The following is a 23862-nucleotide window of genomic DNA, read 5'->3' as shown; positions in this document are numbered from 1 at the left end:
CCACCCAACGGCCAGGGCTGCACCGTCCGCTTCGAGAACATCCGCCATTCGACGGATCACCTTCCCGACCCGCGAAACGGTTGGTGAACCCGACCGGTCACCGGTCGCGGCGCCTCAACTCGGCCCGCACGGAACCTTCGAGCCCGCCGTGTCTGACGATGTCGACCAAGAATCGATCGAACGGCACGGCGGCGATCCTGCCTCCCCTCGTGTGATTCTCGATGTCTCCCGACGCGAAGTCCACGGTGAGGCGGTCTCCGTCCTCAATCGTGCTCAGCTGTTCTCCCGGCAGGGTCGCCGCCGGGATGCCTTCGGCGACGAGGCGGCGGACCGCCAGGTGAGGCAGTGAGCGGGCGACCACGCCAACGCCCGCCGCCCTGAGTGCCAGGAAGGGCTGAACGTGCAGCTTGCCGGTGCCGAAGTGCCCGTTGACGACAAGGATGTCGCCGGGGTTCAGTCTTTCCGCGATGCCAGGCCGGACCCCCTCGAACAGGTGATGACGCAGCTCTTCGCCGTCGGCGATCCTCTGGATGGCGAAACGCAGCGGAAGCACTCCTCCATCAGACGGCAGATCCCGGTCGAAACACCAGGCCCGACCGCTCAGCCGGGTGGTAATGGTGTCCATCAGCGCACGTCCCGTGGGTCGGTGATCTCTCCGGCCAGAGCAGACGCGGCGACCGTCGCCGGACTCGCGAGGTAGATGTGAGCCCCCATCGCGCCAAGCCTGCCCTGCTGGTTGTCGTTGATCGAGGCGATGGACGTCTCTCCTCCGGCCAGGGCGCCGGCCCTGCCTCCGGCACACGGTCCGCAGCCGGGCTCGGTCACCATCGCCCCCGCGTCCCGGAAGATCTTCAGCAGCCCCTCGTCGAGGCAGCGATCGTAGGTGTCCTGAGTCGCCGGCGTCACGATGAGCCGCACGTGATCGGCGATGCGTCCGCCGGCCAGCACCCGCGCCGCGGCGAGCATGTCCTCGTACATTCCTGAGGCGCATGACCCGATCACCGCTTGGTCGATCCTGTGGCCCAGCAGCGTCGTGAGATCGCGGAGGCCCTGGCCGTCGGGCGCCGCGATCTGTGGTTCGAGCGTTGACAGGTCGAGGGAGACGACTTCCCGATACCGGGCATCGTCGTCGGAGACCACCCGCTCGAACTCCCTGCCGCCGGCTCGTGACTGCCGCTCGCACCGCTCCGGCGTGGGCTCGACAACGACCGTTGCGGGTCCGGCGGACGTCACGCTGTTACACAACGTGACCAGAGCGTCCAGGCTGAGCGCCTCGGCGCCGGGCCCGCCGATCTCGACCGCGTCGAAGTGGTCGGCGTCGCTCAGCACCGCCTCAAGTCGCGTGCGCGCCCACATCGAGAGATCGCGGGGAGAGGTTCCCTCGCGAAGCTGCCCCACGAGCCGCACACGGACCGTTTCCGGTACCTGGACCCAGCTCGTTCCCAGGGCCAGAGCCGAGAGGATCTCGCTGCCCAGGCAGATCACGACGCAGCCGACCGCCCCGAAGTTCGTCGCGTTGCCGTCGGCTGCGAACACGAACTGGCCCGGTCCGACGATCCCACGTTCGACGGGAAAGACATTGCCGTGGCCGCCGCGACCGCAGTCGTAGAACTGGCGGATGCCGTACCGTCTCGCCAGTTCTCGCAGCATCCGGCCCCGAGTGGCCGCGATCTCGTTCTCGTACGAGACGTTGTGGTCGGTGGAGATGAGCACCCGGTCGGGGTCGGCCAGGCGTTCCAGCGCGACCGCCTCGAACTGACGGGTGAGTAGCTCGGCGTATCCGTCGTGGAAGGTCACCAGATCCGGGACCGGACGTACGATCTGCCCGGGAACCACCTCGAGCTCGTCGGAGGCCCTGGCCAGCACTTTCTCCACCAGCGTCATCGGTCGGCGTACCGGCATCGCTAGGCTCCCCGCCGGCTCTCGGCCACCTCGGCGTGCGATTCCGCGGTCGACTGGCTCAACAACTGCCAGATCTCGTTCTCCAGGTCGTGAAACTTGTCAGTCCTCTTGATTTCCAGCGGACGCGGGCGCCCAAAGGGGACCTGGATATCCAAAATCGCCTTGGCGGGACGTTGGCTGAGCACCACGACCCGATCCGACAGGAAGAGCGCCTCGTCGATCTGGTGCGTGATGAACAGCGCTGTGATCTTGTGTGTCTCCCAGATCCGGAGCAGCTCGGCCTGCATCGTCTCGCGTGTCTGCGCGTCCAGTGCCGCGAACGGCTCGTCCAGCAGGAGAACCTCGGGACGGAGCGCCAGTGCCCGCGCGATGTTCACCCGCTGCTGCATTCCGCCGCTGAGCTGGTGGGGATAGTAGTCCTCGAATCCCTCCAAGCCGACAAGCGACACATGCCGGCGAGCGATGTCGTTTCGCTCTGCCTTGCTGCCGACCTTCGTCATGTCGAGCCCGTACCTGACGTTCTGGATGACCGTCCGCCACGGCAGGAGGCACGACTCCTGGAAGACGACGGCCCGGTCGGGTCCCGGGGCGGAGGCCTTCTTGCCCGCGACGTAGATCGCACCGGAATCGATGGGGATCAACCCGTCGAGCGCCATGAGCAGGGTGCTCTTGCCGCACCCGCTCGGCCCGACGACGGACACGAACTCACCCGGGGCGACGTCCAGGTCCAGCCCCTGAATCGCCGACGTGATCTGATCGTCGGAGCGGTAGGAGACCGAGATGTTCTCCGCGCGAAGGCTTGAGGGCTTCGTCGTCACGACCGCTCCTTCGGTGTCGTTCGAGTTGGCTACGCCCGCCATGCCGCCAGCTTCCTTTCCGTCCTGGTTGCCAGTGCCGCCAGGAGAATCCCCATGGTGGCGGTGATGATGACGACGGCGAAGAGCTGGGCGATGTCGAAGTTCGAGCTCGCCTTCGCCAGCCTGTTGCCCAGGCCGGCTCGCGACGACAGCAGCTCCGCGACGACGACCGCGATCAGGCCGCGTCCGATCGCCAGCCTGACGCCGGTCACGATGTACGGCAGCGCGTGGGGAAGCGAGACACTCCACGCGAGCTGCCACTGGTTGGCGTTGTAGCTCTTCGCCAGGCGGATGTGCCGCGCCTCGCGGGTCTTGATGCCCGTCGCCGTGTTGAGGATGATGATCGCGATGCAGCTCAGCACGACGATGACGACCTTCGACGTCGTGCCGATGCCGAACCACAGCGTGAGCACCGGGACCAGCGCGATCTGGGGTGTCGCGTTCCAGCCGAGAATCAGCGGCGAGAGCACGGCGTGAACCTTTTCGGAGGCCCCGTAAAAGATTCCGACCACGACACCGAGGACAATGGAGATGACCATTCCGAGGAAGAACTCGATCGACGTCACCTCGATGTCCGGCCAGATCTCGCCCGACGCGAACAGCCTGACGAGTTCCCGAACGACGTCTACGGGACCGGCGAAGAACATGGGCTCCACCAGGCCCAGCGACCACACGAGCTGCCACACGGCCAGGAACAGTGCTACTCCCGCGACTCCGAGCAGGCGGTTCTTGGTGACCAGCCTGCCGGCAACGGTCGATTCACGTCGGCGCCCGGCCGGCTTTTCGGGTTCTACGGGGAACTTCTTGTCTGTTGTCTGAACTGTCACGCGAACTTCCCTGTCACTGTGCCGACGGTCGACGGCTTGTCCCGCCGGAAGAGGGGGTGGACGTGTGGTAAGCCACGACTTCCATCAGGATCAGCGTGCTGTCACCCTCGCCCCCCATGTCGCTGACCTCGACCGCGAAGCGGACCGGCTGCTCGTCGCCGAACTCGGCCGCCCAGACCTTGTTCAGGATCGGACGGGTGCGGTGCATGTCCTTGAGGTAGATACCGGCCTTGACGACGTTGGCCGGTGAGAGACCGAGTGCCTCCAGCTGCGCCCGGAGGATCTCCAGCAGCCGGGTGGCCTGGACGTGGGGGTCGTCCGAGATGGAGCCGTCCTCGTTCACTCCTCGCATGGCGGCGAAGAAGACGAAGTCACCGCAGCGCACCGCCTTGGGCTGGCCGCTCAGATGGCCCGGTCCCGGAAGATCGTAAAATCGTTCGATCATGGACATCATGTGTTTCCTCGTTCTTGGAGTGGCGGATGCCAGCGGAACAGGTCGCCCGCGCTGCGGTGTCTCATCGACTCGATCTCGTCGCGGGTGAACGACCCGTCGGTGACGAGGCTGAAGTCGGCGGGCTCCCGGACGAAGGGGTAGTCGGACCCCGCGCAGACCCGGTCCGCCCCCACCACGTCGACCAGCTGGCGCAGTCCCCGAGCGCCGAAGACCACCGAGTCGAAGTAGAGCGAGGAAAGCGTCTGCCGAGGTGATATGCCCATGAGGTCCCGTGCCTGCGGGTCGGTGTTCCACAACCACTCAAGCCTCTGAATCGCCCAGGCCGCGCCGCCACCGCCGTGGCTAACGAACAGCCTCGCGTGCGGAAGACGTGCCAGCGTTCCCCGCGCGGCCAGCGAGAGCACGTACGACGCGATCTCCGGCGGGTAGGTGGCCGCGATGTCGACGGTGGGAGCGACATGGGTCGCCGCGTACGGAGGATGGAACGCGTGGACGAAAACGACCAGGCCCAGTCGGGCAGCCTCGTCTACGAAGTCACGGAAAAGCGGATCGGCGAACGAGCGTCCGTTGACGTTGCTGCCCACCTCGACGCCCACCAGACCGAGTTCGGCGAACATCGAGAGCATCTCGCAGGCCAGGTCCGGATCCTGCAGGGGCACGATCCCAAGCCCCCGGAACACGGCGGGATGCTCCTCGACACTCGCCGCGATCCACCGGTTGACCGACTCGTAGTATCCGCGGGTCACCGCGGCGTCCGACCAGTAGCAGAACAGTTCGGGCATCGGTGAGAGCACCGCGGCGTCCACACCGTGCCCGCGCATCTCGACGCGGCGTGCATCGAGGTTCCACGCCACCCGGCTGACTGTGCGGAACGGCCGTTCTCCGATGATCACATTGGCGCTCTCGCCGTCGATCACCGTGCGGGGCAGCCGGCTGTCGATATCATCGAACGAGGGCAGACCGGCCGGCACGACATGACTGTGCGCGTCGAGGAGCGGCGACATTCGCCGACCGGCCGCGTTCTCGTTCGTGAAGGTGCGGGGAGTGCGACAGGCTGTGGTGTTCATCGCAGGATCGCGAAGGTCTTACTGGAGTTGAAGATCCACGATTCGACCATGTGGGCCCACTCGGTCTTCAGGCCCGCCCGCTCGGCGGCACCGAGCATGCAGTGCCAGTTCAGCATCTCCTGCTGACCGGAAAGTTCAAGGTCACCCGTCGAGGCCCCCCTCCATGTGTCGAAGTCGGATGCCCGGAGGGCCGCGAGATACTCGCGATCACTTTCCATGTCGGGCCACAGGTGCATCGACCGGTCGTTGAGGAACGCGTGGGACCAACTCGACGACGCCAGCAGAACGGCCCGAAGGTCACTGCCGGCCAGTACCTCGGCGACCGCGGCACCGAGCTCCATGCACCGTTGGGGTGTGGGGCCCGGGGGGTCGGCGACGACATCGCCGAGCTCCGACATCTGGACGACCCCACCCTTGCGACTGATCACCGCGCTTCCGTAGCAGTTGACGCTTATCGGCAACACCGGATACGGAAACCCGGTGCGATCGGAGTCCAGGTAGAGCAGTGAGTTCCCGAAGGCGTGCGGAACGGGGCGATCCTCACGGAGTTTGTACGCGTAGGGGAGGTCGAATCCGCGCGAGAGCAGCTCGCCCGCGAGCCGGCGGCCGATGTCGCGCGCGCCGGGATAGCTCAGCGTCAAGTCGGCCGGCTCATCCCAAGCGTTGGCGTACTTCGCCTCGCGCCAGGGCTGGAAGCCGAACCGGTCGAGCGCATAGAGACAGAACGGGGGAACGATGTCCTCGCGGAACTGCTCGTACTGGTCGTCACCCCAGATGACGACCACGTCCGGCCTGAAGTTATCGATCGCCGCCCGTACCCGGGCAAAGGATTCCCGAAGCTGCTCGCGGTGCGCCGCGGCAGCCGTCGTCCCCTGGTCGTCGCCCCACTCGGCCCGCATGTCCTCCGGCCACGAGGCCGGATCCTTCAGCTGTGCCGGGATGCCGGGGTCGGACAGTGTCCTCCTCAACGTCGCCGTCATCTGGTCGTCCGGCCCGGCCAGGCGCGGATAGTGTGTGATGCCGATGCCAAGCAGCTCAGCCATCTGTCGTCCTCACCGCCCCTTGTCCGAACCGTGCTCTCCCGTGCCCGGCGCGGAGCGGAAGAACTCTCCGACGACGGTGTTGAACTCGCCGGCGTGCTCGATCTGCGCCCAGTGTCCGCACTGGGAGAACATGTGCAGCGTCGCGTTCGGCAGCAGGTGGAAGAGGTCCTGACCCACGTCCCAGGGGATGACCCGGTCCTCGCGCCCGTGCACGACGAGCGTCGGGGTGGTGACGGACGCGATCTCGTCGCGGGGCAGCCAGTGCTCGTTGCCCTGGTGGCCCGCGTCGTGGAACATCTTCCGGTACGTCTCGTGGACTCCGGGCCGGCGACTCGACTCGTAGCGCTCGTGCACCAACTGCTCGGTCAGCAGGGAGCTGTCGTAGAGGAACGTGTCGGCGATCAGCGAGCGCATGTTCTCCGGGGTCGGCTCGTAGTCACGCAGCTGACGCAGGCCGGGAGACATCTGCTTGGGCTCCAGTCCGCCCGATCCCATCAGCACCATCTGCGACACCCGGTCGGGGTGATATCTGGCGATGCGCAGTGCGATCGCTCCGCCCATGGAGTTGCCGACGATCCGGACCCGGTCGAGCAGCAGAGCGTCGAGGAAGTCCAGAACGTGACGCGTCCAGGTCTCGACACCGTAGACGAGCCCTTCGGGACGCGCCGTCTGCCCGAATCCAACATATTCGGGGGCGATGGTACGGAAGGTGGTTGAGAGTGATGGAATCGTGCTGCGCCAGTTCGACCAGGCCGTGACACCCGGGCCCGAACCGTGCAGCAGCAGGACCGGATCCCCCTCGCCGACATCGAGGTAGTGGGTCTGGATGCCGTTCGCGTCGGTCCAGAGACCCGACGGCTCGGCGGAGGTCTCGGCCGAACTCCTCTCGTGCATGCCGATCATCACTTGCCCGCCTTGGTGAACTCGTTGGTGTACATGTCCTCGGCCTTGACGCCCTTGACGTTCGGAAGAACCGACGCGGTGGCCTCCACCACGTCCTTCATGCCCGCCTCGTTGACCTCGCCGGTGGCCGACCACGTCATGCCGCTCGGCTCCTCGATGTACGGGTCGTATGACCCTTCGCACACCTGCTCGGTGCTCTTGGTGTACGTCTGACAGAGCTTGACCACGGCCGCGCGGTTCGAGGCCTCACGCACGTACTTGGTGCCCTTTTGGATGGCTCCGACGAAGCCTGCGACGGTCTTGCCGTTCTTGTCGAGATAGCTGGTGGCGGCACCGAGGAGAATCGCCGGCAGGTGGTTGCCGCTCTTCTCGCTGTCGATGAGGATGTTCGTCTTGCCCTCGTACTGCGACCGGATCTGGGTGGCCTGCGCGGCCCCGTCGAAGGCTCCGCTGATCACACCCGCGAGACGCTGGGGAGCTCCCCCACCGACGGCGTAGGTGAAGTCGGCCGGGTCGTGTCCCTCCTTGGACACCGCGTACTGGAACCAGATCTGATCCTGCGACCCGTTGTTACTGATGGCGACGCTGCCCTTTTTCAGCTCGTCGAGCGAGGAGATCTTCTTGTTGGCGATCACGTCGAACGGCGCGTCGTACAACTGGTAGAACAACTTGCCGGTGAGGGCGCCGCTGGCGATCGTCGCGACGAAGGGCGGCACGCCCGTCGAGAGCACCTCGATGTCGCCGGAGGCCAGTGCGGACAGCGGCTGGGTGCCGCCCCCCGAGAAGTCGGTGATCTTGATCTCGATACCGGCGTCGTCGAAGTAGCCCTGGTCGATGGCGGCGTAGATCGGGGCCTGTGCCATGGATGCGGACACGATCCCGAGCTGGACGACGCTCTTCCCGCCTTCGACGGTGGTGTCGCCACCGCAGGCCGCGAGGCCGGTGCCAAGCAGGAGCAGGACGCAGCACGCGCTCATCTTCGAGGCCAGTCGGTGTTTCATTTCGTTCTCCTACTTATTACGTCCCGATGATGCCCGAGACAGTCGAGGCGAGTTCATTCGGGTTCGATGGGGGGTGGTGGCCACGCCAGGCGACATGAAGATCCGGCCGCACCAGCAGCATGGGGTAGCCGTACGCGCGCGCCGCGAACTCGTCGTCGACGACGACGTGGCCGAGTGTCGAGCCGAGACGGGCCATGGCGTCGATGAGCGGCTCTGCCTCCCGACTCGCCGATACGGACGTGAGCAGGGTGAATCCCCACCCCAGCAGGTCGTTGACCGCCGTGCCGTCCGGTAGGTAATGGTTCGGCAGACGCACTCCCGGATCCGTCGAGGGCGTGTACCCGAAGCTGTCGGGATCGGAGGTCATCGACTCGTCCGGGACGATGAGGGGGGAACCGTCGTACCTGTATCCGAGCTCGATGCCGAGCAGGTCGTTGCTCTTGCGCTGCTCGACGTCCGCGACCTCGATCAGATTCCGCCTTGCGGCGGCGCCTGCGGATGATTCGTCGAAGATCTCGGGGGTGAAGGTGCTCCGCCACGAGCTGCGGCCTACGAACGCCTTCCGGGACGCCTCGATGTTCCGTTGCCCGACCGGTCGTCTCTCCAGCTCGTACGTCGGGAGCAGGCCACCGCCGCCGCTGCCCTGGATGGTCATCGCGAGTTTCCAGGACAGGTCGATCGCGTCCCCGACCCCGGTGTTCATCCCGAGCCCGCCGGTCGGGATGACGAGGTGAGCCGCGTCACCGGCCAGGAAGACGCGCCGGTCGGCGTAGCGGTCGGCGAGCATCAGGCGCATCGTCCACTGCCCGACGTAGAGTGTCTCGAACTCGACGGGGAACCCCACGACGGTGCGGAAAAGCTCTTCCATTTGCCCGGGCTCGTCGACCATGGAGTGGAGGCTGAAGTGCCGCCGGTCGCCCTGGACCACGAGTGCGGTGAACTTGTCGTCGACGACGTGGTAGTGGCGTCCCTTGCCGATCGGGATCCGGTCGAAGAGATCGTCGCTGCGGAACAGGGCCTGGGTGAGCCTGCCCAGATCCGGCGTTCCCTCCAGTCTGGCTCCGATGCAGTCCCTGACCGTGCTGTTCGCACCGTCGCACCCGACCAGGTAGTCGGCTTCGACCGTCATGATCGTGCCGTCGTCGCGGATGATCCGGGCGATCACGGTGTCGTCACGCTGCTCCAGTGACTCGAAGGCGTGCCCGAACCGCACCGTCACGCCGTCGATGCCCTCGGCGACCGACCGCAGCAGCGGTTCGAGCCGGTACTGCGAGACAAGCTGGTAGGGCTCCGCGGGAAGTGAGCCGTCGTTGGCGGCTCGCGCCCGCGCCTTGAGCTCGTCGACGCTCGGGTACGGATGGTGCAGCCACGGCTTCCGAGCGAGGGACTCGACGATGAAGACATCCATCGGGGAGTCGGTGGGGAATCCTTCCGCACGCACCGTGTCGGCGATGCCGAGCCGCCGGAAGTGCTCCATGGTCCGCGCGTTGCAACGTTCCATCTTCGGGAGGAATCCCGGTTCCGGGCGCTTGTCGACGAGCAGGCAGCTCACTCCGCGACGGCCGAGGTCGATGGCCAGCGTGAGGCCCACGGGTCCGCCGCCGATGATCAGTACCGGCGTCCGACAGCTGGTCACCGGCTCTCCTTGGATCCGGCACCGAGGCTGCGCCTCATGATCTTGCCGGTCGACGTCATCGGCAGGGTGCTGACGCGAACCACCCGGCGTGGCAGCTTGTAGGCGGCGAGATGCGGCCGGCAGTAGTCGATCAGAGCCGCCTCGTCGATCTCGGCGTCGCCACGCGGCACCACGTACGCCACCGCCAGCTCACCCTTTACGGCATCGAACTCCCGGCCCACCGCGACGAGGGAGACATCCGGATGGGATGCGATGACCCTCTCGACCTCGGCGGGATACACGTTGTAGCCACCGGTGATGATGACGTCCTTGACCCGGTCGACGACGAAATAGTGGCCCGAGGCGTCGCGATAGGCGATGTCTCCCGTGCGTAGCCAGCCGGAGTCGAGCAGGACCTCGGCCGTCGCCTCCGGATTGCCGAAGTAGCCCTGCATAACGATCGGCCCTCGGACATGAAGCTCACCGTGCTCCCCTGTCGGGACCTCGTCGCCGTGCGTGTTGGCGACACGCAGTTCGATGCCCGGCAGAGCCACTCCGATGGATCCGTGGACGTTGGTCGCGTACGGGCTGTGGGTGGCTCCCAGACCCGAGATCTCGGTCATCCCCCACAGTTCCAGCAGCGGCGCCCCAGCCCGTCGTTCCCAGGAGCGGATCGACTCCGCCGACATCGTCTGCCCGCCGACCGTGCAGCGCGTGAGCGACGTCAGGTCCGCGGACTCCAGCGCCGGATCGCTCAACATCATGGCGTACATCGTCGGAACCCCCTCGAACATCGTCGCCCGGTGCCGCTCGATCAGCCCCAGCGCCTGGGCCGGTTCGAAACGTGCCATCAGGACGACCGTGCCGCCCGCGAGGAACGTCGCGTTGATCGCCGCGTTGCCGTACACATGGGGGGCGGGGAGAGCCGTCACCATCACATCCGCGGCGGTACGCACGTGCATGGTCGCGGTCAGCGCGACATTCGTCATCACGGCGCGATGGCTCTGTGAGGCGCCCTTCGGATGGCCGGTCGTCCCGGAGGTGTACCCGATCGTCGACGTCGTGTCCACGTCGACGTCCACCGGCTCCAGGCAGAGGTCTCCCCGGATCAGGTCGTCAAACGCCAGGACGTCCTCCTGCATCCCGTCGAAGGACACGACCGTCTTGATTCCGGGCGCCTCCTGCCTGAGGGGGCCGAGAGCCACGGCCGTGGAGGCGCTGACGAACAGTGCCTTCACCCCGCAGTCGTTGGCGACGTAGGCCAGTTCCTCCGCCGTCAGCATCATGTTGACGGGGTTCACCACGGCCCCCATCCTCATCGCCGCGTGGTAGGCGACGATCCACTCCCATCGGTTCTCCGAGTAGATCGAGACCCGGTCGCCGACCTGGATCTCCTGCTCGGTCAGAGCGTGTGCGAGCCGGGCCGCAGCGGCATCGAGCTCACCGTACGTGAGTGTCCGGGGGGTCGTCACGAGGGCGACGTCGTCCGGATGCGACGCCGCCGCGTCAGAGAGCAGGTGACCGATGCCGCGAGGCGCCAGCATGCGGGCCTGAGTGTGTGTCGCCAACCAGCTTCTCCCTTCTTTGTATAACAATCGCGAATGTAACCGAGGTCACTCGGGGGGTCAAGGGGTTGCGGTAGATGTGCGAGAAGTCTGCCGATGTACGAGAACTTGAGAGAATCCAAATGCTTGACGGTACGCTCTAGCGAGGATTGACTAACAAGATGAGGTACGGGGATGCGAGTTCCGGAGATGGAGAGTCGATTGAGAAGGGCCGGTCAGTCGGTTGCGGGTGAGACCCGTGCGGACGGGGGCCGACAGGTGTCGGTGACCGACTACATCTACGAGACCATGTCGGAGCACCTGCGCACGGGCCACTACCGCGCGGGCGAGCGGCTCACCGAGGCGCGGCTGACCGCCGAGCTCGGGGTGAGCCGCGTTCCGTTGCGGGAGGTGCTTCGGCGACTGGCGGCCGAGGGAGCCATCGAGATCAACCCTCACCGGGGTGCCAGCGTTCGGATACTGACAAGGGACCACATCGCCCAGCTGTTCCAGGTCCGCATGGCCGTCGAGGGAATGGCCGCGCGACTCGCGGCCCAGCGCATCAACGAGCCCGGCATGCGCGACCAGATCATGAAGTTGCTGGAGCTCGCCTGCCCCGTGCACGACCCGGACGCGCACGACCTCGGGAACGACGAGACACCCGGGGGAGGCGCGGGAAACCCTTCCGAGTCGCAGATCCACGGAGGCATCGTGGAACAGTCGGGGAACGAGCTGCTGCTCGCGCACTGGAAGATGCTCGAGTTCCCCGTCCATCGTCTGCGTTACCAGTCACGCACCCAGCCCGAGCAGCGCCTGCTGTCGCAGCGCGACCACGAAGCGGTACTGCGCGCCATCCTCGCCGGCGACCATGAGCAGGCCCAGCGACAGATGTCGAACCACGTCGAAAGAGTGGCCAACGCGATTCATCAGCTCCGGGACGAAGAGTTCAACGCCACGGTCAATCCCGGGCTGGTGCCCGGTGAGACCTGAGGTGCCACAGGCTCCGGTTCACGGCCCGTCGCAGGGAAGGCGCCTTTGCCCCGGTGACCTCCCTCAGCCCGGTCCGCAGCACGGCGTGGCCGAGCCGATCCGCGTGACGTAGAGGTCCCAGAACCGGTCCCGGTCCACCTCCAGCACGGTGCGGCCGTCCGAGTCGGAGACGATCTCGGGACGGAGGAAGGCCGCCGCGGCCACGGCGTCCCAGACGAACGCCCGATGTCCCGGGTCACCGGCGAAGAGCGGCCCCTGAAGCTCCTTGAAGAGCCTCCTGACCGGGGTCTCCTCGCCCGCGACCACCCGCTCGTAGGTCCGCCTGTCCAGGGTGAGCCGCTGCGCCGCCTCCAGCGTGACGACCAGCTCGCGCCGGAACGGGGCCTCGAACACGACCCGGGACGCCTCGGGGTCGAACCAGCGGTTGAACTCCTCCCCCTCGGTGTCGGCTCCCAGATAGACGACCTCCTTGACCAGGGGGACCATCTCGGGATGCTCCCGTACGGCGCGTGCCAGGTTGGTGGCCGGGCCGAGCGCGAAGACGGTCACCTCTCCGGGGTGGCGCCGCACCTGGTCGGCGATGAAGTCGGAGGCACTGCCCGCCGCGGGCCGGGTCGTCGCGTAGCCACCGTGCGGTGGAGTGGCCAGCGCGCGGTGGGACGCCGGTCGCGGCCGGTCCAGGGCTCCGGCGTAGTCGTCCCTCGGCTCCGGCGTGTTGGTCTCGCCGGTCACCACGGGGATGTCGGCCCTGCCGATGAGCTCCAGCTGGCGCAGCGCGTACGCGGTGCCCTCCTCCGGCCAGGTGTTGCCGCCCACGGTCGTGACCCCGAGCACCTCCACCCCTTCGGCGGCGGCCAGCAGGAACATGGCCTGCGCGTCGTCGTTCAGCTCGCCCATGTCCGCGTCGACGATGATTTTCCCGGTGCCGGGGGGCCTGTCGAGCGGCACCCCCGGTGAGCACGACGCCGCGGCGCACACCGTGGACAGCACCACCAGCGAAAATAGTATTTTCCTTCTCATGCCTCACTTGTCGGACGTAACACCGCGTTCGGTTCGTTCCATGCGATGAACCACCGGGGCCGCCGAACACGACAGCCCCCTGATCACCCGGCCTCCGAGCTCTCGAACCTCGGATCTCCGGACACGGCGAACCCGTACGGCGCCGGACACCACCAAACCGTGAACCGCTGGAGCGGCCCGATGCGACAGAGAGGCATGACACCGTTGAAGGGGCTCCCATGAGTGAGCACGAGAGCTGGACGGACGCTCGACTGCTCGAGGCCGTCGCCGACGGGGACCGCCGGGCCCTGGAGGTCCTTTACGCCCGGCACGCACCCTGGCTCGTCATCCGGCTCACCCGCCGATGCGCCGATCCGGCGCTGGTGGACGAGGCGATCCAGGACACCTTCGTGGCCGTCTGGCGTACGGCACGCACCTGGAAGGGCAAAGGGGAGGTGGCCGCGTGGATCTGGGGCATCGGCATCCGCCGTCTGCTGGACCAGCTCCGCCGTCGTCCGGCGGTGCCACTGCCCGCCTACGAGCAGGTCATGGTCTCGGCCGAGGAGCAGGTGCTGCTCGGCATCGAGTACGGCGAACTCGGCCAGGCGATGGGCCGGCTCTCCCCGGAGCTGCGCGCCGTGGTCCAGGCGACGGTCTTGGACGGCCTGACCACCCGTGAGGCCGGGCGGTTGCTCGGCATCCCCGCCGGGACCGTCAAGACCCGGATGATGCGCGCGAAGGCACTGCTGAGGGAGGAACTGGCATGAGCACCTGGCACATGGACGACGGCCTGGCCGTCAGGTACGCCGACGGGGAGCTGAACCCGACCCTGGCCGCCTCGGTCGAGGCCCACCTGCTGGCCTGCGATCAATGCCGGAGCCTGCTCGCGCCCCAGGTGCCGCGCTCCCGGCTGGACCGGGTCTGGGCGGAGGTGGCCGACGCGGTGGACGCGCCCGTGCCGGGACCGTTCGAGCGGCTGCTGCGGGCGATCGGTGTCCACGAGCACACGGCCCGGCTGCTGGGCGCCGCCCACTCGCTACGCCTGCCGTGGATCGCGGCCAGCGCCGTGGCGCTCCTGTTCGCCGCGCTGGCCTCGGGAGAGACGACGCGATGGGGGCTGCTCGTCTATCTCACGCTGGCCCCGATCCTGCCGGTCGCCGGGGTCGCCGTGGCCTTCGGCAGGGACGGTGATCCGGCCCACGAGATCGGCCTGGCGGCTCCGTACTCGATGTTCCGGCTGATGCTGATACGCGCCGCCGCAGTGCTGACGTCCTCGTCGGCGCTGGCGTTGGTGATGGGCCTCGGCCTGCTGGACCACGACTGGACCGCGGCCGCGTGGCTGCTGCCCTCGCTCGCCCTGACCTCGCTGACCCTCGCCCTGTCCAGCCGGTTCGATCCGCGCCACTGCGGGGCCGCCGTGGCGGCGACCTGGCTGGTCGTGGTCGTCTCCGTCAACCTTCGCGAGCCGAGCCTGGCGATGTTCGGCGGCGTCGGCCAGGCGGGCTACCTGGTCGTCACCTTCGTGTCCGTCGCGCTTCTCTTCTTTCGCCGCAGGGAGTTCTCATGATCGAGGCAGTCGGCCTGGTGAAGACCTACGGCCGCAACCGGGTCCTGGACGGGCTCACCTTCACCGTGGGCAAGGGGGTGACCGGCCTGCTCGGGCCGAACGGCGCGGGCAAGACCACGCTCATCAGGATGCTGGCGACGGTGCTCGCCCCGGACGAGGGCGAGCTGAGACTGCTCGGCAGGAACCCGGCCGGAGACCGGCTGGAGATCCGGCGACGGCTGGGATACCTGCCGCAGGAGCCGGGATACCAGCGGGGGTTCACCGTCTTCGAGTTCGTCGACTACGTGGCGATCCTGAAGGAGATGGTGGAGCGGCGGGCCCGGCACGACGAGGTGCGCCGGGTGATCGAGGAGGTCGGGCTGACCTCCGTGAGCGGCAAACGGATCCGGACGCTGTCTGGCGGGATGCGGCGGCGACTGGGCATCGCGCAGGCGCTGCTCGGCGACCCCGAGCTGATCCTGCTGGACGAGCCGACCGTCGGCCTGGACCCCGAGCAGCGGCTCCGGTTCCGCGAGCTGATCTCGCACATCGGACAGGACCGCGCCGTCGTGCTCTCCACCCACCAGACCGAGGACGTCTCCGCCCTGTGCAGCCGGGTGGTCGTGCTCAAGGCGGGACGGTGCGTGTTCAAAGGCACGCCCGAGGAGGTCCGGGCCCTGGCCGAGGGCAGGGTCTGGTTCTCGGCGGAGAAGTCGGGGGTGCTCTCCTGGCGTACCGGCGACGGGCTGTTCCGCAACATCGGGCCCGCTCCCGAGGGTGCCCGGCCGGCCGAGCCGACCGTGGAGGACGGCTACCTGCTGCTGCTCGGCGACAAGACGGCGGCGACGGCATGACGTGCGACCACGGACCCCGTCCCCGGCAGGCGGGCCGGGGACGGACGAGGACGCGGACACCATCCCGGGCGGGCGCGTCGCCCCGGGTACGGACACGCGGACCGGCCATCCGGCCGCGGAAAGGACTGTCATGACAGGCTCGTCATCGCTCGCCGGCCGGTGGCCCGCCACCACGCGTCACGCGGTGCCCACGCTGGCCTACGCCGAGCTCCGGCGGCTGCTCCGCCACCCGCTCACCCTGCTCGGGCCCGCGCTGATGACGGCGGTGCTGCTCGGCCACACCTGGGAGTGGCCGCAGGACTCCTTCAGGGTGATCACCGCTCAGATGGTGATGGTGTGGGGCGTACCTGCCTTCTTCGCCGCGAATCTCATCGGCACCGCGGCGCACCGGGCGGGCACGGACGAGTTGCTGTCCACCGCCCCGGTCGACCGCGCGAACCGTACGGCCGCCGCCTGCCTGGTCGCCCTCGGGCCGTTCGTGCTGGCCTGCCTGTTCCAGGCGGTGCTGCTGCGCCTCTGCCTGACGTTCCAGGTGGACCTGGGACGTACTCCCACGGTGTGGGAGATGGCCGCCGGGCCGCTGTGCGTGCTCGGAGCCACGCTCCTGGGGACCGCGACCGCCCACTGGGCACCCCACCGGGGCGTGCCGTTCGCGGTCATGTTCGTGCTGGTCGGTTTCAACTACATCGTCTACCAGGGCTCCGAGCGCTTCCTTGGTTTCCTCGTGGAGTTCGTGCTGTGGACCTCCCCCGTGTGGACGTTCCAGGAGGCCGAGGGGTCGGCGCTCTGGCACGCGGTCTACCTGCTGGCGCTGAGCCTGGGAGCGGCGGCGCTGGCGATGCTGCGCGACTCGGTCCGGCGTGGGTTCTGGCTCGGGATCGGCGCGACACTGCTTCTGACCGCGGTGCTCTCCGGCATCTGGCAGTTGCCGTGACCGCCGTCACCGATCCGGAGGGCACGCCGACGACCGTGCTGGCACGTGTCCGTGCAGAAGAGCGCCGCCGACTGTGCCGAGATCTGCACGACGGGCTCGGCCACGCGCTGACCGAGATGGCGATGGTCGTCAACATGGCCAGGATCAGCCTGCGCACCGCCCCCGCCTCGACCGACCGCCTCCTGGCGGAACTGCGCGACGGCATGGACGCGGTCGGCCAGGAGATCAGAGAACTGGTACACGGCCTGCACCCGCCCACCCTGGACACGCTCGGCCTGGCCGGGGCCGTACGGGCACTGGCGGACAACGGGCCCTCGGTGATCGTCGAGACCGAGGGCGACCTGTCCGGCCTGCCCTCGGCCGTCGAGGTGGCCGCGTACCGCATCGCGCAGGAGGCGCTCACCAACGTCCGCCGACACGCCGGGGCTCGCACGGCGACGATCTCGCTCCGGCGTGACGACTCCTTCCTCACGGTCCGGATCCGCGACGACGGGAGCGGGCCGCCCCCGGCTCCCCGGCCGGGGATCGGTCTCGTCTCGATGCGTGAGCGCGCCCGCGAACTCGGCGGGAGCTGCGTGGTGGGCCCGGCACCGGGCGGCGGCACACTCGTGAAGGCCGTACTCCCCCTGTCGACCGGTATCTCCGCGTCATGAGGACCTCGGATGGTCGCCGTCCTCGCGGTTCCACGGATCCGTCACAGGCCCGAGGTGGTGGAACCGGTCCGCAGCCGGTTGCCCGTACGACGCCAGCGGGCGAGTCCGCCCTCCAGCGGACGTGCCCGGAATCCGTGGTCGCGCAGCAGCCGCACCGCCTCCGGGGAGACCACGCAGTAGGGGCCACCGCAGTAGGCCACGATCTCGACGTCCGCGGGCAGCTCGTCGAGACGGTCCCGCAGCTCGGCCAGCGGAACCGAGACCGCCCCCGGCACATGGCCGAGGGCGTGGTCGGCGGCCGAACGGACGTCGACGACCACGATGTCGGGGTCGGTGAGACGCCCGGCGAGTTCCTCGGCGGTCACCGCCTCCAAAACGGCGACCTCGCCGAGGTGTTCGGAGACCGCCTCACGCAGGTCGGCGAGCCTTTCGGCGGCGAAGTCCTGCAGCTCGCCCAGAAACCGCGAGACCCGCTCGTCGGCGAGCCGATAGTAGATCCGCGTACCGTCCCTGCGGCTCGTCACCAGATGGGCGGCACGCAACTGCTGCAGCTGGGCCGAGGTGTTCTTCAGCGGGATGCCGGCCGCCTCCGACAACTGCTCGACGGTGCGCTCCCGCTGGTCGAGCACGTCGAGCAGCCTCAGCCGCACGGGACTGGCCAGCGTCCTGCCGATCCGCGCCAGCTGCCGGTAGATCGGCTCCTCGCGAAACTCCGCCATCACCGTCAGACCATGTACTGATCGTGGCGCAGGTAGACATCCGTCCACTCCTCGTCGGTGAGCCGACGCCCGCTGCTCGCGATCTCGGCGAGTTCCTCGAAGTACGCCTCGCGCGGCGCGCCCGGGGCGAAGAGCAGGAGCATCGAGGCCGGTTCGCCGGACTCGTTGCGGAAGCTGTGCACCCCGCCCTCGGGGACGTAGAGGAAGTCTCCCGCCGTCGCGTCGGTCCAGGACCTCCCGTCGAACAGCCGCACCGTCCCCGACAGCACGAAGAAGGACTCGGAGATCGTCCGATGGAAGTGAGCCGCCGGCCCTGAGGGTTTCGGCCCCATGTCCCAGCGATACAGGCCGAACTGCCCGTTCGTCGAGGCACCGGTGCCCAGATAGCGCACCGTCGTGCCACCGATCACCAGATCCGGCCCCGCGCTCGCCGGCCTGAACACCCCGCTGCTCTCGCCCGCCTCGTCCAGGTAACGAGCTTCCGGATACGACATCGCACTCCCCGTCCTGTGAGCAAATATTCTAAAAAACTATAGAACATGGGGATAAAGGAACGAAAGGTGTCACACGAGGCGGGGAGAACCGATGCGAACGGTCCCGCCGACTCCGGTCGACGGATCATCCGGCGCGACGTCCACGACGGACGGTGGGCGGGTCAGCGGAGAAACAGGTTCAGCACGACCGTGAGAAGGATCGAGAGCAGCACGGAGACGAGGATCATGGTCAGGCAGCCGGCCCAGCCGCCCAGGATCCTGACCTCGGTGTTTCCGATGCGCATGTTCACGCGTTACCCGGTGACGACCTCGGAAAACCGGCCCCCCGCCGCGGGGCCGTCCGAGGAACGCGCCTCCCGCGTGTCATGCCGACCGGCTCGCCGACACGGATCTGTGCCGTCGCCGACACGCGGCTCCTCCAGTGTGCGTGGGGTGAAGACACCACCGGGAAGAACCTCATGACCCTCGCCTTCGAGACGCGAGGACTCGTCAAACGTTTCGGAAAGACGACCGCGCTCGCCGGGGTCGACCTGGCCGCCCCGCAGGGCACGGTCCTCGGCGTACTCGGGCCGAACGGCGCGGGAAAGACCACCGCCGTGCGCGTGCTGGCCACCCTGCTCAGACCCGACGAGGGACACGCCACGGTCGGCGGGCTCGACGTCGTACGGCACGCCGCCAGGGTGCGCCGCCTGATCGGCCTGACCGGGCAGTACGCGTCGGTCGACGACGACCTCACCGGCACGGAGAACCTCGTGCTGATCGGGGAACTGCTCGACCTGCGCCGCGGGGAGGCCAAGGCGAGGGCCGCGGAACTGCTGAAGGAGTTCGGGCTCGCCGAGGCGGCGGGCCGGGCGGCCAAGACGTACTCGGGGGGCATGCGGCGCCGCCTCGACCTCGCCGCCGGTCTCGTCGGCCGTCCCTCCGTCGTCTATCTCGACGAGCCGACGACCGGTCTGGACCCGGCCAAACGGGACGACATGTGGAGCGTCATCCGCTCGCTGGCCGACGACGGGGTCACCGTGCTGCTCACCACGCAGTATCTGGAGGAGGCCGACGCCCTCGCCGACAACATCTCGGTCATCGACCACGGACGGGTCATCGCGAACGGCACCCCGGCCGAACTCAAGCACGTCGTGGGCGGGCAGACGATCCTCGTCAGGCCCGCGGACCCGGCCCGGCTGGCGGACGCCGCCGCGCTCGTCGGCGCGGTGGTCGGCCGCACCCCGGAATCGCCGGGCCGGGGCGTGATCACCGTTCCGGTCGAGAGCGACACCGCGTTCACCGAGGTCGTACGGCGGCTCGACCAGGAGCGGATCTCGGTCACCGAGCTCAGCCTCCGGCTGCCCAGCCTGGACGAGGTCTTCTTCACGCTCACCGGACGTCACGCCGAGGAGGAGGAGAACGCGGCATGACCCTAACCGTGGAACGCGCGCAGGCAGCGACCCCCCTCAGAAAGCGGCCTTTCGGGCTGGTACGACACAGCCTCGCGCTCGGCAGGAGGAGCCTGACCAAGACACTGCGCACCCCCGAGCAACTACTCGACGTGACGCTGCAGCCGATCGTCTTCGTGCTGATCTACGTCTATCTGCTCGGCGGGGCGGTGGCCGGCTCCACCCACGACTACCTGCAGTTCCTGCTTCCCGCCATCCTGGTGCAGACGGTGATGTTCGCCGGGATGGCCACCGGGGTGAACCTCAACACCGACATCGAAAAAGGGGTCTTCGACCGGTTCCGCAGCCTGCCGATCGGCCGGTCCGCACCGCTGATCGGCTCGGTGCTCGGCGACCTGATGCGCTATCTGGTGGCCGTCGTCTCCCTGCTCGGCTGCGGCCTCCTGCTGGGGTTCCGGGTTCAGACCGACCCGCTCTCCGCGCTCGCCGCGTGCCTGCTCACCGTCTTCTTCGCGTTCAGCCTGAGCTGGGCGTTCGTCCTGATCGGGATGCTCATGCGCAGCCCGGGCGGGGTGCAGGGGACGGCCTTCCTGGTGCTGTTCCCGCTCACCTTCGGCACGAGCATGATCGCACCGAAGGAGACCCTTCCCGGCTGGCTGCAGACCTGGGTGGAGATCAACCCGGTCGCGCACGCGATGGACGCCTCGCGCGCCCTGATGCTGGGCGGGTCGGCGACGGGCCCGGTGATGTGGACGCTGCTGTCCTCGGTGCTCTTCCTCGCGGTGTTCGCGCCGCTCGCGGTCCGCGCCTACCGGCGCCGTACCTGATCGAGCGCGGCGGCACGGTCGAGGGCCATGCCCCGCGCGTGGGCGGCGTCGTAGGCGGCGTCGCCCAGCTCGTCCCTGAGCCGCCGGATCAGCCCGGCGATCTCCAGGTTGAACCGGTCGGGGGCGCCGCGGAGCCGCTCGGCGACGCCGAGGGTCTCCGCGGCCCCCGCCAGGTCGCCCTCGTGGGCGCGCAGGGCCGCCGCGGCGACGCCGACGTGGGCCAGGACCGGCATGTCCTTCCCCTCGACCGCCCAGTCGGTCGCCTCGGTGACCCACCGTTCCGCGGCCACCAGGTCACCGCGGTCCACCGCCAGATGCGCCATCGCCCGCAGGATCAACGCGCGGAACTGCGGGGCGACGAACCCGATCTCCTCGATGCCGGTCGCCGCCGCCTCGTAGTGCCGCTCCGCCCCGTCCAGGTCGCCCGCACGACGGTCGAGGTCCCCCAGCGCGAGATGGGCGAACGCGACGTTCCGCTGTGACCACCGCCGCTCGCCGGGCCGCGTCATGGCCAGAAGTTCGGCGCGCGCCCTGTCCACGTCGCCCTGCTGCGCCCGCGCACCGGCGAGCGTGATCCGCTGGTGCACGGCGTGGTCGTCGGGGTTGAGCTCCCCCAGCAACCGGATCGCCTCCTCCATCGTCTCGACGGCCTCGTCGAAGTCGCCGAAGACCAGGTGTGCCTCCGCCAGCGAGCTCAGCACCTGGGCGAGCCCCCAGCGGTCCCCCAGGCCGCGGAACCCGGCGGCGGCGGCGAGCAGGTCGCGGCGCCTTCCCACCTGGTCCCCCTCGTTCTCCAGGAGCGCCGACCTGATCATGAAGAGCATCGCGCGGGTCCACGGGTGGGGGTGCGACATCTGTCGCTCGACGGCGGCCACGCCCCGGACGACGTCGTCGGTGAAGATCGCGAGGATGGGTTCGATCAGGGCGAGGAACGGATCCTCTGTGTCGGGAGCAACGGCCCCGGCCAGCGCCCCGAACCGCTCGACGACGTCCTCCACACCCTCGTGCTCACCGGAGAGCATCCTGTTGATCAGGTGGAAGGCGGTCGCGACCGACCGGCGCTCCGAGGAGACCTCACCGGGAACGTCGAGGGCGAGACGGAGCCGGACCACGGCCTCGGCGTGGTTCTCGCGCATCATCCAGAAGGTGCTCAGCGCGGCGGCCAGCCGTACCGCCGTGTCCGCGTCGCCCGCGTCGGCGGCGAAGTGCAGGGCGGCGAGCAGGTTGTCGTGCTCGGTCTCCAGCACGGCGAGCCAGACCAGCTGCCGCTCCTCACGCAGAAAGGGTTCGGCCGTCTCGGCGAGGTCCAGGAAGTACGCCGCGTGCGCGGCCCGCACCCGGGCGATCTCCCCGTTCTCCGCGAGCCGCTCCAGCCCGTACTCCCGGATCGTCTCCAGCATGCGGTAGCGCGGCTGCGGCGCCTCGACCACCTGCAGCAGCGACCTGTCCACCAGCGCGCCGAGCAGGTCCAGGGCCGTGCCCGGCTCCGCGCACACCCGCTCGGCCGCCTCCACCGAGATCCCGCCGGGAAACACCGCGAGTCGCTCGGCGAACCGGCGTTCGTCGCCGAGCAGGTCCCAGCTCCAGTCGACGACCGCGCGCAACGTCCGATGGCGGGGCAGGGCGGTACGGCTGCCACCGGTCAGCAGCCGGAACCTGTCGCCGAGCCGCTCGGCCACCTGCGGCGCGGTCAGGGAACGCAGCCGCGCCGCGGCCAGCTCGATCGCGAGAGGCAACCCGTCCAGCCGCCGGCAGATCTCCACCACGGCCGCGACGTTCTCCTCGGTGACCGCGAACCCTGGTCGTACGGCGGCGGCCCGCTCGGCGAGCAGCCGCACCGCCGGGCTGGTCACGGCCTGCCGCACCGAGGCGTCCGGCTCGGGCAGCGCGAGCGGGGCGACCGGGCACAGTACCTCGCCGAGTATCCCGAGGGGTTCCCTGCTGGTGGCGAGGACCCGCAGCCCGGGGCAGCGCCCCAGGAGGTCTTCCGCCAGGTGGGCCACGGCCTCGACCAGGTGCTCGCAGTTGTCCAGCACGATCAGGGTCTCGGCGCGCGAGAGCGCCTCGACCAGGCGGCTCGTCGTGTCCCTGGGCGCTCCCTGGGGATCGAGCACCCGGGTGCCGAGCGCGCCGAACACCGCCTGGGGCACGTCGGCCGTGTCGGTCACCGCCGCGAGTTCCACCAGCCAGGCCCCACCGGGCCACCGCTCGGCGAGCTCTCCGGCGACGGTGGTCGCGAGCCGGGTCTTGCCCGCCCCGCCGGGACCGACCAGCGTGACCAGCCGCCCCTCCGCCAGCGACGCGCCGACCCGCCGCACCTCGGCCGTACGCCCGACGAAGCTGGTCAGCGCGGTCCGCAGGTTGCCCTTCTGCGGGCGGGCGGGCTCCGCCCGGCCCTCCTGGAGCAGCGCGAGGTGAATCTCCCGCAGCTCGGGCCCCGGGTCGGCCCCCAGCTCCTCCGCCAGACGGAGCCGGATCCTCTCGTAGCCGGCCAGCGCCTCGGCCTGACGCCCCTGGGCGTGCAGCGCCCGCAGCAGCAGTCCCTGCAGCCGCTCTCTCAGCGGGTGACGGGTCGCCGCCTCGGAGAGCTCGGCCACCAGGTGAGCGTGCCGCCCGGACGCCAGGTCCGCCTCGGCCCGGTCCTCGATCGCGGCCAGCCGCGCCTCCTCCAGCCCGGCCGCGTACGCCGTGGCGAAGGAGGCTCCGGCCGCGTCCGCCAGCGCGGGCCCTCGCCAGAGCGCGAGCGCCTCACCGAGCAGGGATCCGGCGGCCTGCGCGTCCCCGCCGTTCAGTGCGCGCCTCCCCGCCCGCGCCAGCCGCTCGAACCGGTGCGCGTCGACGGCGTCGGGGGGCAGTTCGAGCCGGTAACCGCCGCGATCCGACCGCAGCACCGAGGCGTCCGGCAGGCTGCGGCGCAGCCTGGCGACGAGCGACCGTACCGCGTTGGCGCGGTCGGCGGGCTGTTCCTGGGGCCAGAGCGCGTCCGACAGCTCGTCGGCGGTGACGACCCGTCCCGCTCCCAGCGCCAGCCGGATCAGGAGCACGCGGAGCCGGACACCTCCGATCTCGACGCTCTCACCGGCAGCCGCCACCTCCAGCGGACCCAGGATGCCCACGCGCATGGAGCCAACTGTGCCACGCCCCGGGACGCCACGGCTCCTGCGTTTCCACGGCGCCGCGCACGCTCGCCGACCCGCCCCTTACTCTCCGTACCGTCGAGATTCCGATCTGTCAGCGATAAT

24 protein-coding genes are annotated in these 23862 nt (G+C 69.0%); 8 read left to right on the top strand and 16 right to left on the bottom strand.

The features are described from left to right. Positions 1-97: 97 nt before the first annotated feature. Genes ABZ664_RS02205 through ABZ664_RS02155 form a run of 11 tightly spaced genes read right to left on the bottom strand, consistent with a single transcriptional unit; the run spans position 98 to position 11237 of the window. Complete coding sequence (locus ABZ664_RS02205; RefSeq protein ID WP_362501788.1) at positions 98-625, bottom strand: hypothetical protein; 528 nt, start codon at positions 623-625, stop codon at positions 98-100. Then, positions 625-1902 carry an aconitase family protein gene (locus ABZ664_RS02200; RefSeq protein ID WP_362501786.1) on the bottom strand — a complete coding sequence of 426 codons (1278 nt, stop codon included), beginning with the start codon at positions 1900-1902 and terminating at the stop codon, positions 625-627. The genes ABZ664_RS02205 and ABZ664_RS02200 overlap by 1 nt, the downstream gene beginning before the upstream one ends. A gap of 2 nt (positions 1903-1904) precedes the next feature. After that, positions 1905-2720 (bottom strand): ABC transporter ATP-binding protein, encoded by an 816-nt coding sequence (locus tag ABZ664_RS02195; RefSeq protein WP_362501784.1) that lies wholly within the window; start codon positions 2718-2720, stop codon positions 1905-1907. A gap of 29 nt (positions 2721-2749) precedes the next feature. Beyond that, the gene (locus ABZ664_RS02190) at positions 2750-3586 is read right to left on the bottom strand and encodes an ABC transporter permease (RefSeq protein WP_362501782.1); all 837 of its coding nucleotides are present in this window, start codon (positions 3584-3586) and stop codon (positions 2750-2752) included. A gap of 13 nt (positions 3587-3599) precedes the next feature. Continuing rightward, positions 3600-4031, bottom strand: coding sequence for a RidA family protein (locus tag ABZ664_RS02185; protein ID WP_362501780.1), 432 nt, complete (start codon positions 4029-4031; stop codon positions 3600-3602). Positions 4032-4036: 5 nt separating this feature from the next. After that, positions 4037-5107 (bottom strand): amidohydrolase family protein, encoded by a 1071-nt coding sequence (locus ABZ664_RS02180; protein ID WP_362501778.1) that lies wholly within the window; start codon positions 5105-5107, stop codon positions 4037-4039. Further along, positions 5104-6150: a hypothetical protein gene (locus tag ABZ664_RS02175; RefSeq protein ID WP_362501776.1), complete on the bottom strand. Its 1047-nt coding sequence runs from the start codon at positions 6148-6150 to the stop codon at positions 5104-5106. Before ABZ664_RS02175 ends, ABZ664_RS02180 begins: the two co-directional genes overlap by 4 nt. A gap of 9 nt (positions 6151-6159) precedes the next feature. After that, a complete protein-coding gene (locus ABZ664_RS02170) occupies positions 6160-7053 on the bottom strand; it encodes an alpha/beta fold hydrolase (RefSeq protein WP_362501774.1) in 894 nt (297 codons plus the stop codon). Further along, positions 7053-8054, bottom strand: coding sequence for an ABC transporter substrate-binding protein (locus ABZ664_RS02165; protein ID WP_362501772.1), 1002 nt, complete (start codon positions 8052-8054; stop codon positions 7053-7055). Before ABZ664_RS02165 ends, ABZ664_RS02170 begins: the two co-directional genes overlap by 1 nt. Positions 8055-8070: 16 nt before the next feature. Then, the gene (locus tag ABZ664_RS02160; RefSeq protein WP_362501770.1) at positions 8071-9690 is read right to left on the bottom strand and encodes an FAD-dependent monooxygenase; all 1620 of its coding nucleotides are present in this window, start codon (positions 9688-9690) and stop codon (positions 8071-8073) included. After that, entirely contained in the window at positions 9687-11237 is a 1551-nt protein-coding gene (locus ABZ664_RS02155; protein ID WP_362501768.1) for an AMP-binding protein, read from the bottom strand. Before ABZ664_RS02155 ends, ABZ664_RS02160 begins: the two co-directional genes overlap by 4 nt. A gap of 261 nt (positions 11238-11498) precedes the next feature. Here ABZ664_RS02155 and ABZ664_RS02150 point away from each other — a divergent pair, with 261 nt between their 5' ends. Further along, a complete protein-coding gene (locus tag ABZ664_RS02150) occupies positions 11499-12203 on the top strand; it encodes a GntR family transcriptional regulator (RefSeq protein WP_362501766.1) in 705 nt (234 codons plus the stop codon). 63 nt (positions 12204-12266) lie between these two features. Here ABZ664_RS02150 and ABZ664_RS02145 read toward each other — a convergent pair whose 3' ends face one another. Continuing rightward, entirely contained in the window at positions 12267-13196 is a 930-nt protein-coding gene (locus tag ABZ664_RS02145; RefSeq protein ID WP_362501764.1) for a nucleoside hydrolase, read from the bottom strand. 245 nt (positions 13197-13441) lie between these two features. Here ABZ664_RS02145 and ABZ664_RS02140 point away from each other — a divergent pair, with 245 nt between their 5' ends. From ABZ664_RS02140 to ABZ664_RS02120, 5 genes are all read left to right on the top strand, one after another. Further along, the gene (locus tag ABZ664_RS02140; protein ID WP_362501762.1) at positions 13442-13969 is read left to right on the top strand and encodes an RNA polymerase sigma factor; all 528 of its coding nucleotides are present in this window, start codon (positions 13442-13444) and stop codon (positions 13967-13969) included. Next, a complete protein-coding gene (locus ABZ664_RS02135; RefSeq protein WP_362501760.1) occupies positions 13966-14769 on the top strand; it encodes a zf-HC2 domain-containing protein in 804 nt (267 codons plus the stop codon). Before ABZ664_RS02140 ends, ABZ664_RS02135 begins: the two co-directional genes overlap by 4 nt. Beyond that, positions 14766-15602, top strand: a complete 837-nt coding sequence (locus ABZ664_RS02130) for an ABC transporter ATP-binding protein (RefSeq protein ID WP_362501758.1) — start codon at positions 14766-14768, stop codon at positions 15600-15602. The genes ABZ664_RS02135 and ABZ664_RS02130 overlap by 4 nt, the downstream gene beginning before the upstream one ends. 130 nt (positions 15603-15732) lie before the next feature. Then, complete coding sequence (locus tag ABZ664_RS02125) at positions 15733-16536, top strand: hypothetical protein (protein ID WP_362501756.1); 804 nt, start codon at positions 15733-15735, stop codon at positions 16534-16536. Further along, positions 16533-17189 (top strand): sensor histidine kinase, encoded by a 657-nt coding sequence (locus ABZ664_RS02120; RefSeq protein WP_362501754.1) that lies wholly within the window; start codon positions 16533-16535, stop codon positions 17187-17189. Before ABZ664_RS02125 ends, ABZ664_RS02120 begins: the two co-directional genes overlap by 4 nt. A 41-nt stretch (positions 17190-17230) precedes the next feature. On the opposite strand, the gene ABZ664_RS02115 is transcribed toward ABZ664_RS02120, so the two are convergent. The 3 genes from ABZ664_RS02115 to ABZ664_RS02105 all read right to left on the bottom strand — a co-directional run bounded on the left by ABZ664_RS02115 (position 17231) and on the right by ABZ664_RS02105 (position 18686). Beyond that, positions 17231-17908: a metalloregulator ArsR/SmtB family transcription factor gene (locus ABZ664_RS02115; RefSeq protein ID WP_362501752.1), complete on the bottom strand. Its 678-nt coding sequence runs from the start codon at positions 17906-17908 to the stop codon at positions 17231-17233. A 5-nt stretch (positions 17909-17913) separates the two neighbouring features. Further along, on the bottom strand, positions 17914-18402 hold the full coding sequence (locus ABZ664_RS02110; protein WP_362501750.1) for a cupin domain-containing protein: 489 nt from the start codon (positions 18400-18402) through the stop codon (positions 17914-17916). 161 nt (positions 18403-18563) lie between these two features. Further along, positions 18564-18686, bottom strand: coding sequence for a hypothetical protein (locus tag ABZ664_RS02105; protein ID WP_350944302.1), 123 nt, complete (start codon positions 18684-18686; stop codon positions 18564-18566). 174 nt (positions 18687-18860) lie between these two features. On the opposite strand from ABZ664_RS02105, the gene ABZ664_RS02100 reads away from it, so the two are divergent. Both ABZ664_RS02100 and ABZ664_RS02095 read left to right on the top strand, forming a co-directional pair. After that, positions 18861-19814, top strand: a complete 954-nt coding sequence (locus ABZ664_RS02100; protein ID WP_362501747.1) for an ATP-binding cassette domain-containing protein — start codon at positions 18861-18863, stop codon at positions 19812-19814. Next, positions 19811-20620, top strand: coding sequence for an ABC transporter permease (locus ABZ664_RS02095; RefSeq protein WP_362501745.1), 810 nt, complete (start codon positions 19811-19813; stop codon positions 20618-20620). Before ABZ664_RS02100 ends, ABZ664_RS02095 begins: the two co-directional genes overlap by 4 nt. Here the strand turns inward: ABZ664_RS02095 and ABZ664_RS02090 are convergent. After that, the gene (locus ABZ664_RS02090; protein WP_362501743.1) at positions 20602-23742 is read right to left on the bottom strand and encodes a BTAD domain-containing putative transcriptional regulator; all 3141 of its coding nucleotides are present in this window, start codon (positions 23740-23742) and stop codon (positions 20602-20604) included. The two genes, ABZ664_RS02095 and ABZ664_RS02090, sit on opposite strands and share 19 nt — an antisense overlap. Positions 23743-23862: the final 120 nt, after the last annotated feature.

This window comes from Streptosporangium sp. NPDC006930 (assembly GCF_040635605.1).
Lineage (GTDB): Bacteria > Actinomycetota > Actinomycetes > Streptosporangiales > Streptosporangiaceae > Streptosporangium.
Note: the sequence above shows the minus strand (reverse complement) of the source record. Positions and strands in the feature narration are given on the sequence as shown.

Excerpts from the sequence above, each read along its gene's own strand:
- ABZ664_RS02205 (WP_362501788.1), bottom strand. The coding sequence starts at position 625 with ATGGACACCATTACCACCCGGCTGAGCGGTCGGGCCTGGTGTTTCGAC.
- ABZ664_RS02200 (WP_362501786.1), bottom strand. The coding sequence starts at position 1,902 with ATGCCGGTACGCCGACCGATGACGCTGGTGGAGAAAGTGCTGGCCAGG.
- ABZ664_RS02185 (WP_362501780.1), bottom strand. The coding sequence starts at position 4,031 with ATGATCGAACGATTTTACGATCTTCCGGGACCGGGCCATCTGAGCGGC.
- ABZ664_RS02180 (WP_362501778.1), bottom strand. The coding sequence starts at position 5,107 with ATGAACACCACAGCCTGTCGCACTCCCCGCACCTTCACGAACGAGAAC.
- ABZ664_RS02175 (WP_362501776.1), bottom strand. The coding sequence starts at position 6,150 with ATGGCTGAGCTGCTTGGCATCGGCATCACACACTATCCGCGCCTGGCC.
- ABZ664_RS02170 (WP_362501774.1), bottom strand. The coding sequence starts at position 7,053 with ATGATCGGCATGCACGAGAGGAGTTCGGCCGAGACCTCCGCCGAGCCG.
- ABZ664_RS02165 (WP_362501772.1), bottom strand. The coding sequence starts at position 8,054 with ATGAAACACCGACTGGCCTCGAAGATGAGCGCGTGCTGCGTCCTGCTC.
- ABZ664_RS02140 (WP_362501762.1), top strand. The coding sequence starts at position 13,442 with ATGAGTGAGCACGAGAGCTGGACGGACGCTCGACTGCTCGAGGCCGTC.
- ABZ664_RS02135 (WP_362501760.1), top strand. The coding sequence starts at position 13,966 with ATGAGCACCTGGCACATGGACGACGGCCTGGCCGTCAGGTACGCCGAC.
- ABZ664_RS02130 (WP_362501758.1), top strand. The coding sequence starts at position 14,766 with ATGATCGAGGCAGTCGGCCTGGTGAAGACCTACGGCCGCAACCGGGTC.
- ABZ664_RS02125 (WP_362501756.1), top strand. The coding sequence starts at position 15,733 with ATGACAGGCTCGTCATCGCTCGCCGGCCGGTGGCCCGCCACCACGCGT.
- ABZ664_RS02115 (WP_362501752.1), bottom strand. The coding sequence starts at position 17,908 with ATGGCGGAGTTTCGCGAGGAGCCGATCTACCGGCAGCTGGCGCGGATC.
- ABZ664_RS02110 (WP_362501750.1), bottom strand. The coding sequence starts at position 18,402 with ATGTCGTATCCGGAAGCTCGTTACCTGGACGAGGCGGGCGAGAGCAGC.
- ABZ664_RS02105 (WP_350944302.1), bottom strand. The coding sequence starts at position 18,686 with ATGCGCATCGGAAACACCGAGGTCAGGATCCTGGGCGGCTGGGCCGGC.
- ABZ664_RS02100 (WP_362501747.1), top strand. The coding sequence starts at position 18,861 with ATGACCCTCGCCTTCGAGACGCGAGGACTCGTCAAACGTTTCGGAAAG.
- ABZ664_RS02095 (WP_362501745.1), top strand. The coding sequence starts at position 19,811 with ATGACCCTAACCGTGGAACGCGCGCAGGCAGCGACCCCCCTCAGAAAG.
- ABZ664_RS02090 (WP_362501743.1), bottom strand. The coding sequence starts at position 23,742 with ATGCGCGTGGGCATCCTGGGTCCGCTGGAGGTGGCGGCTGCCGGTGAG.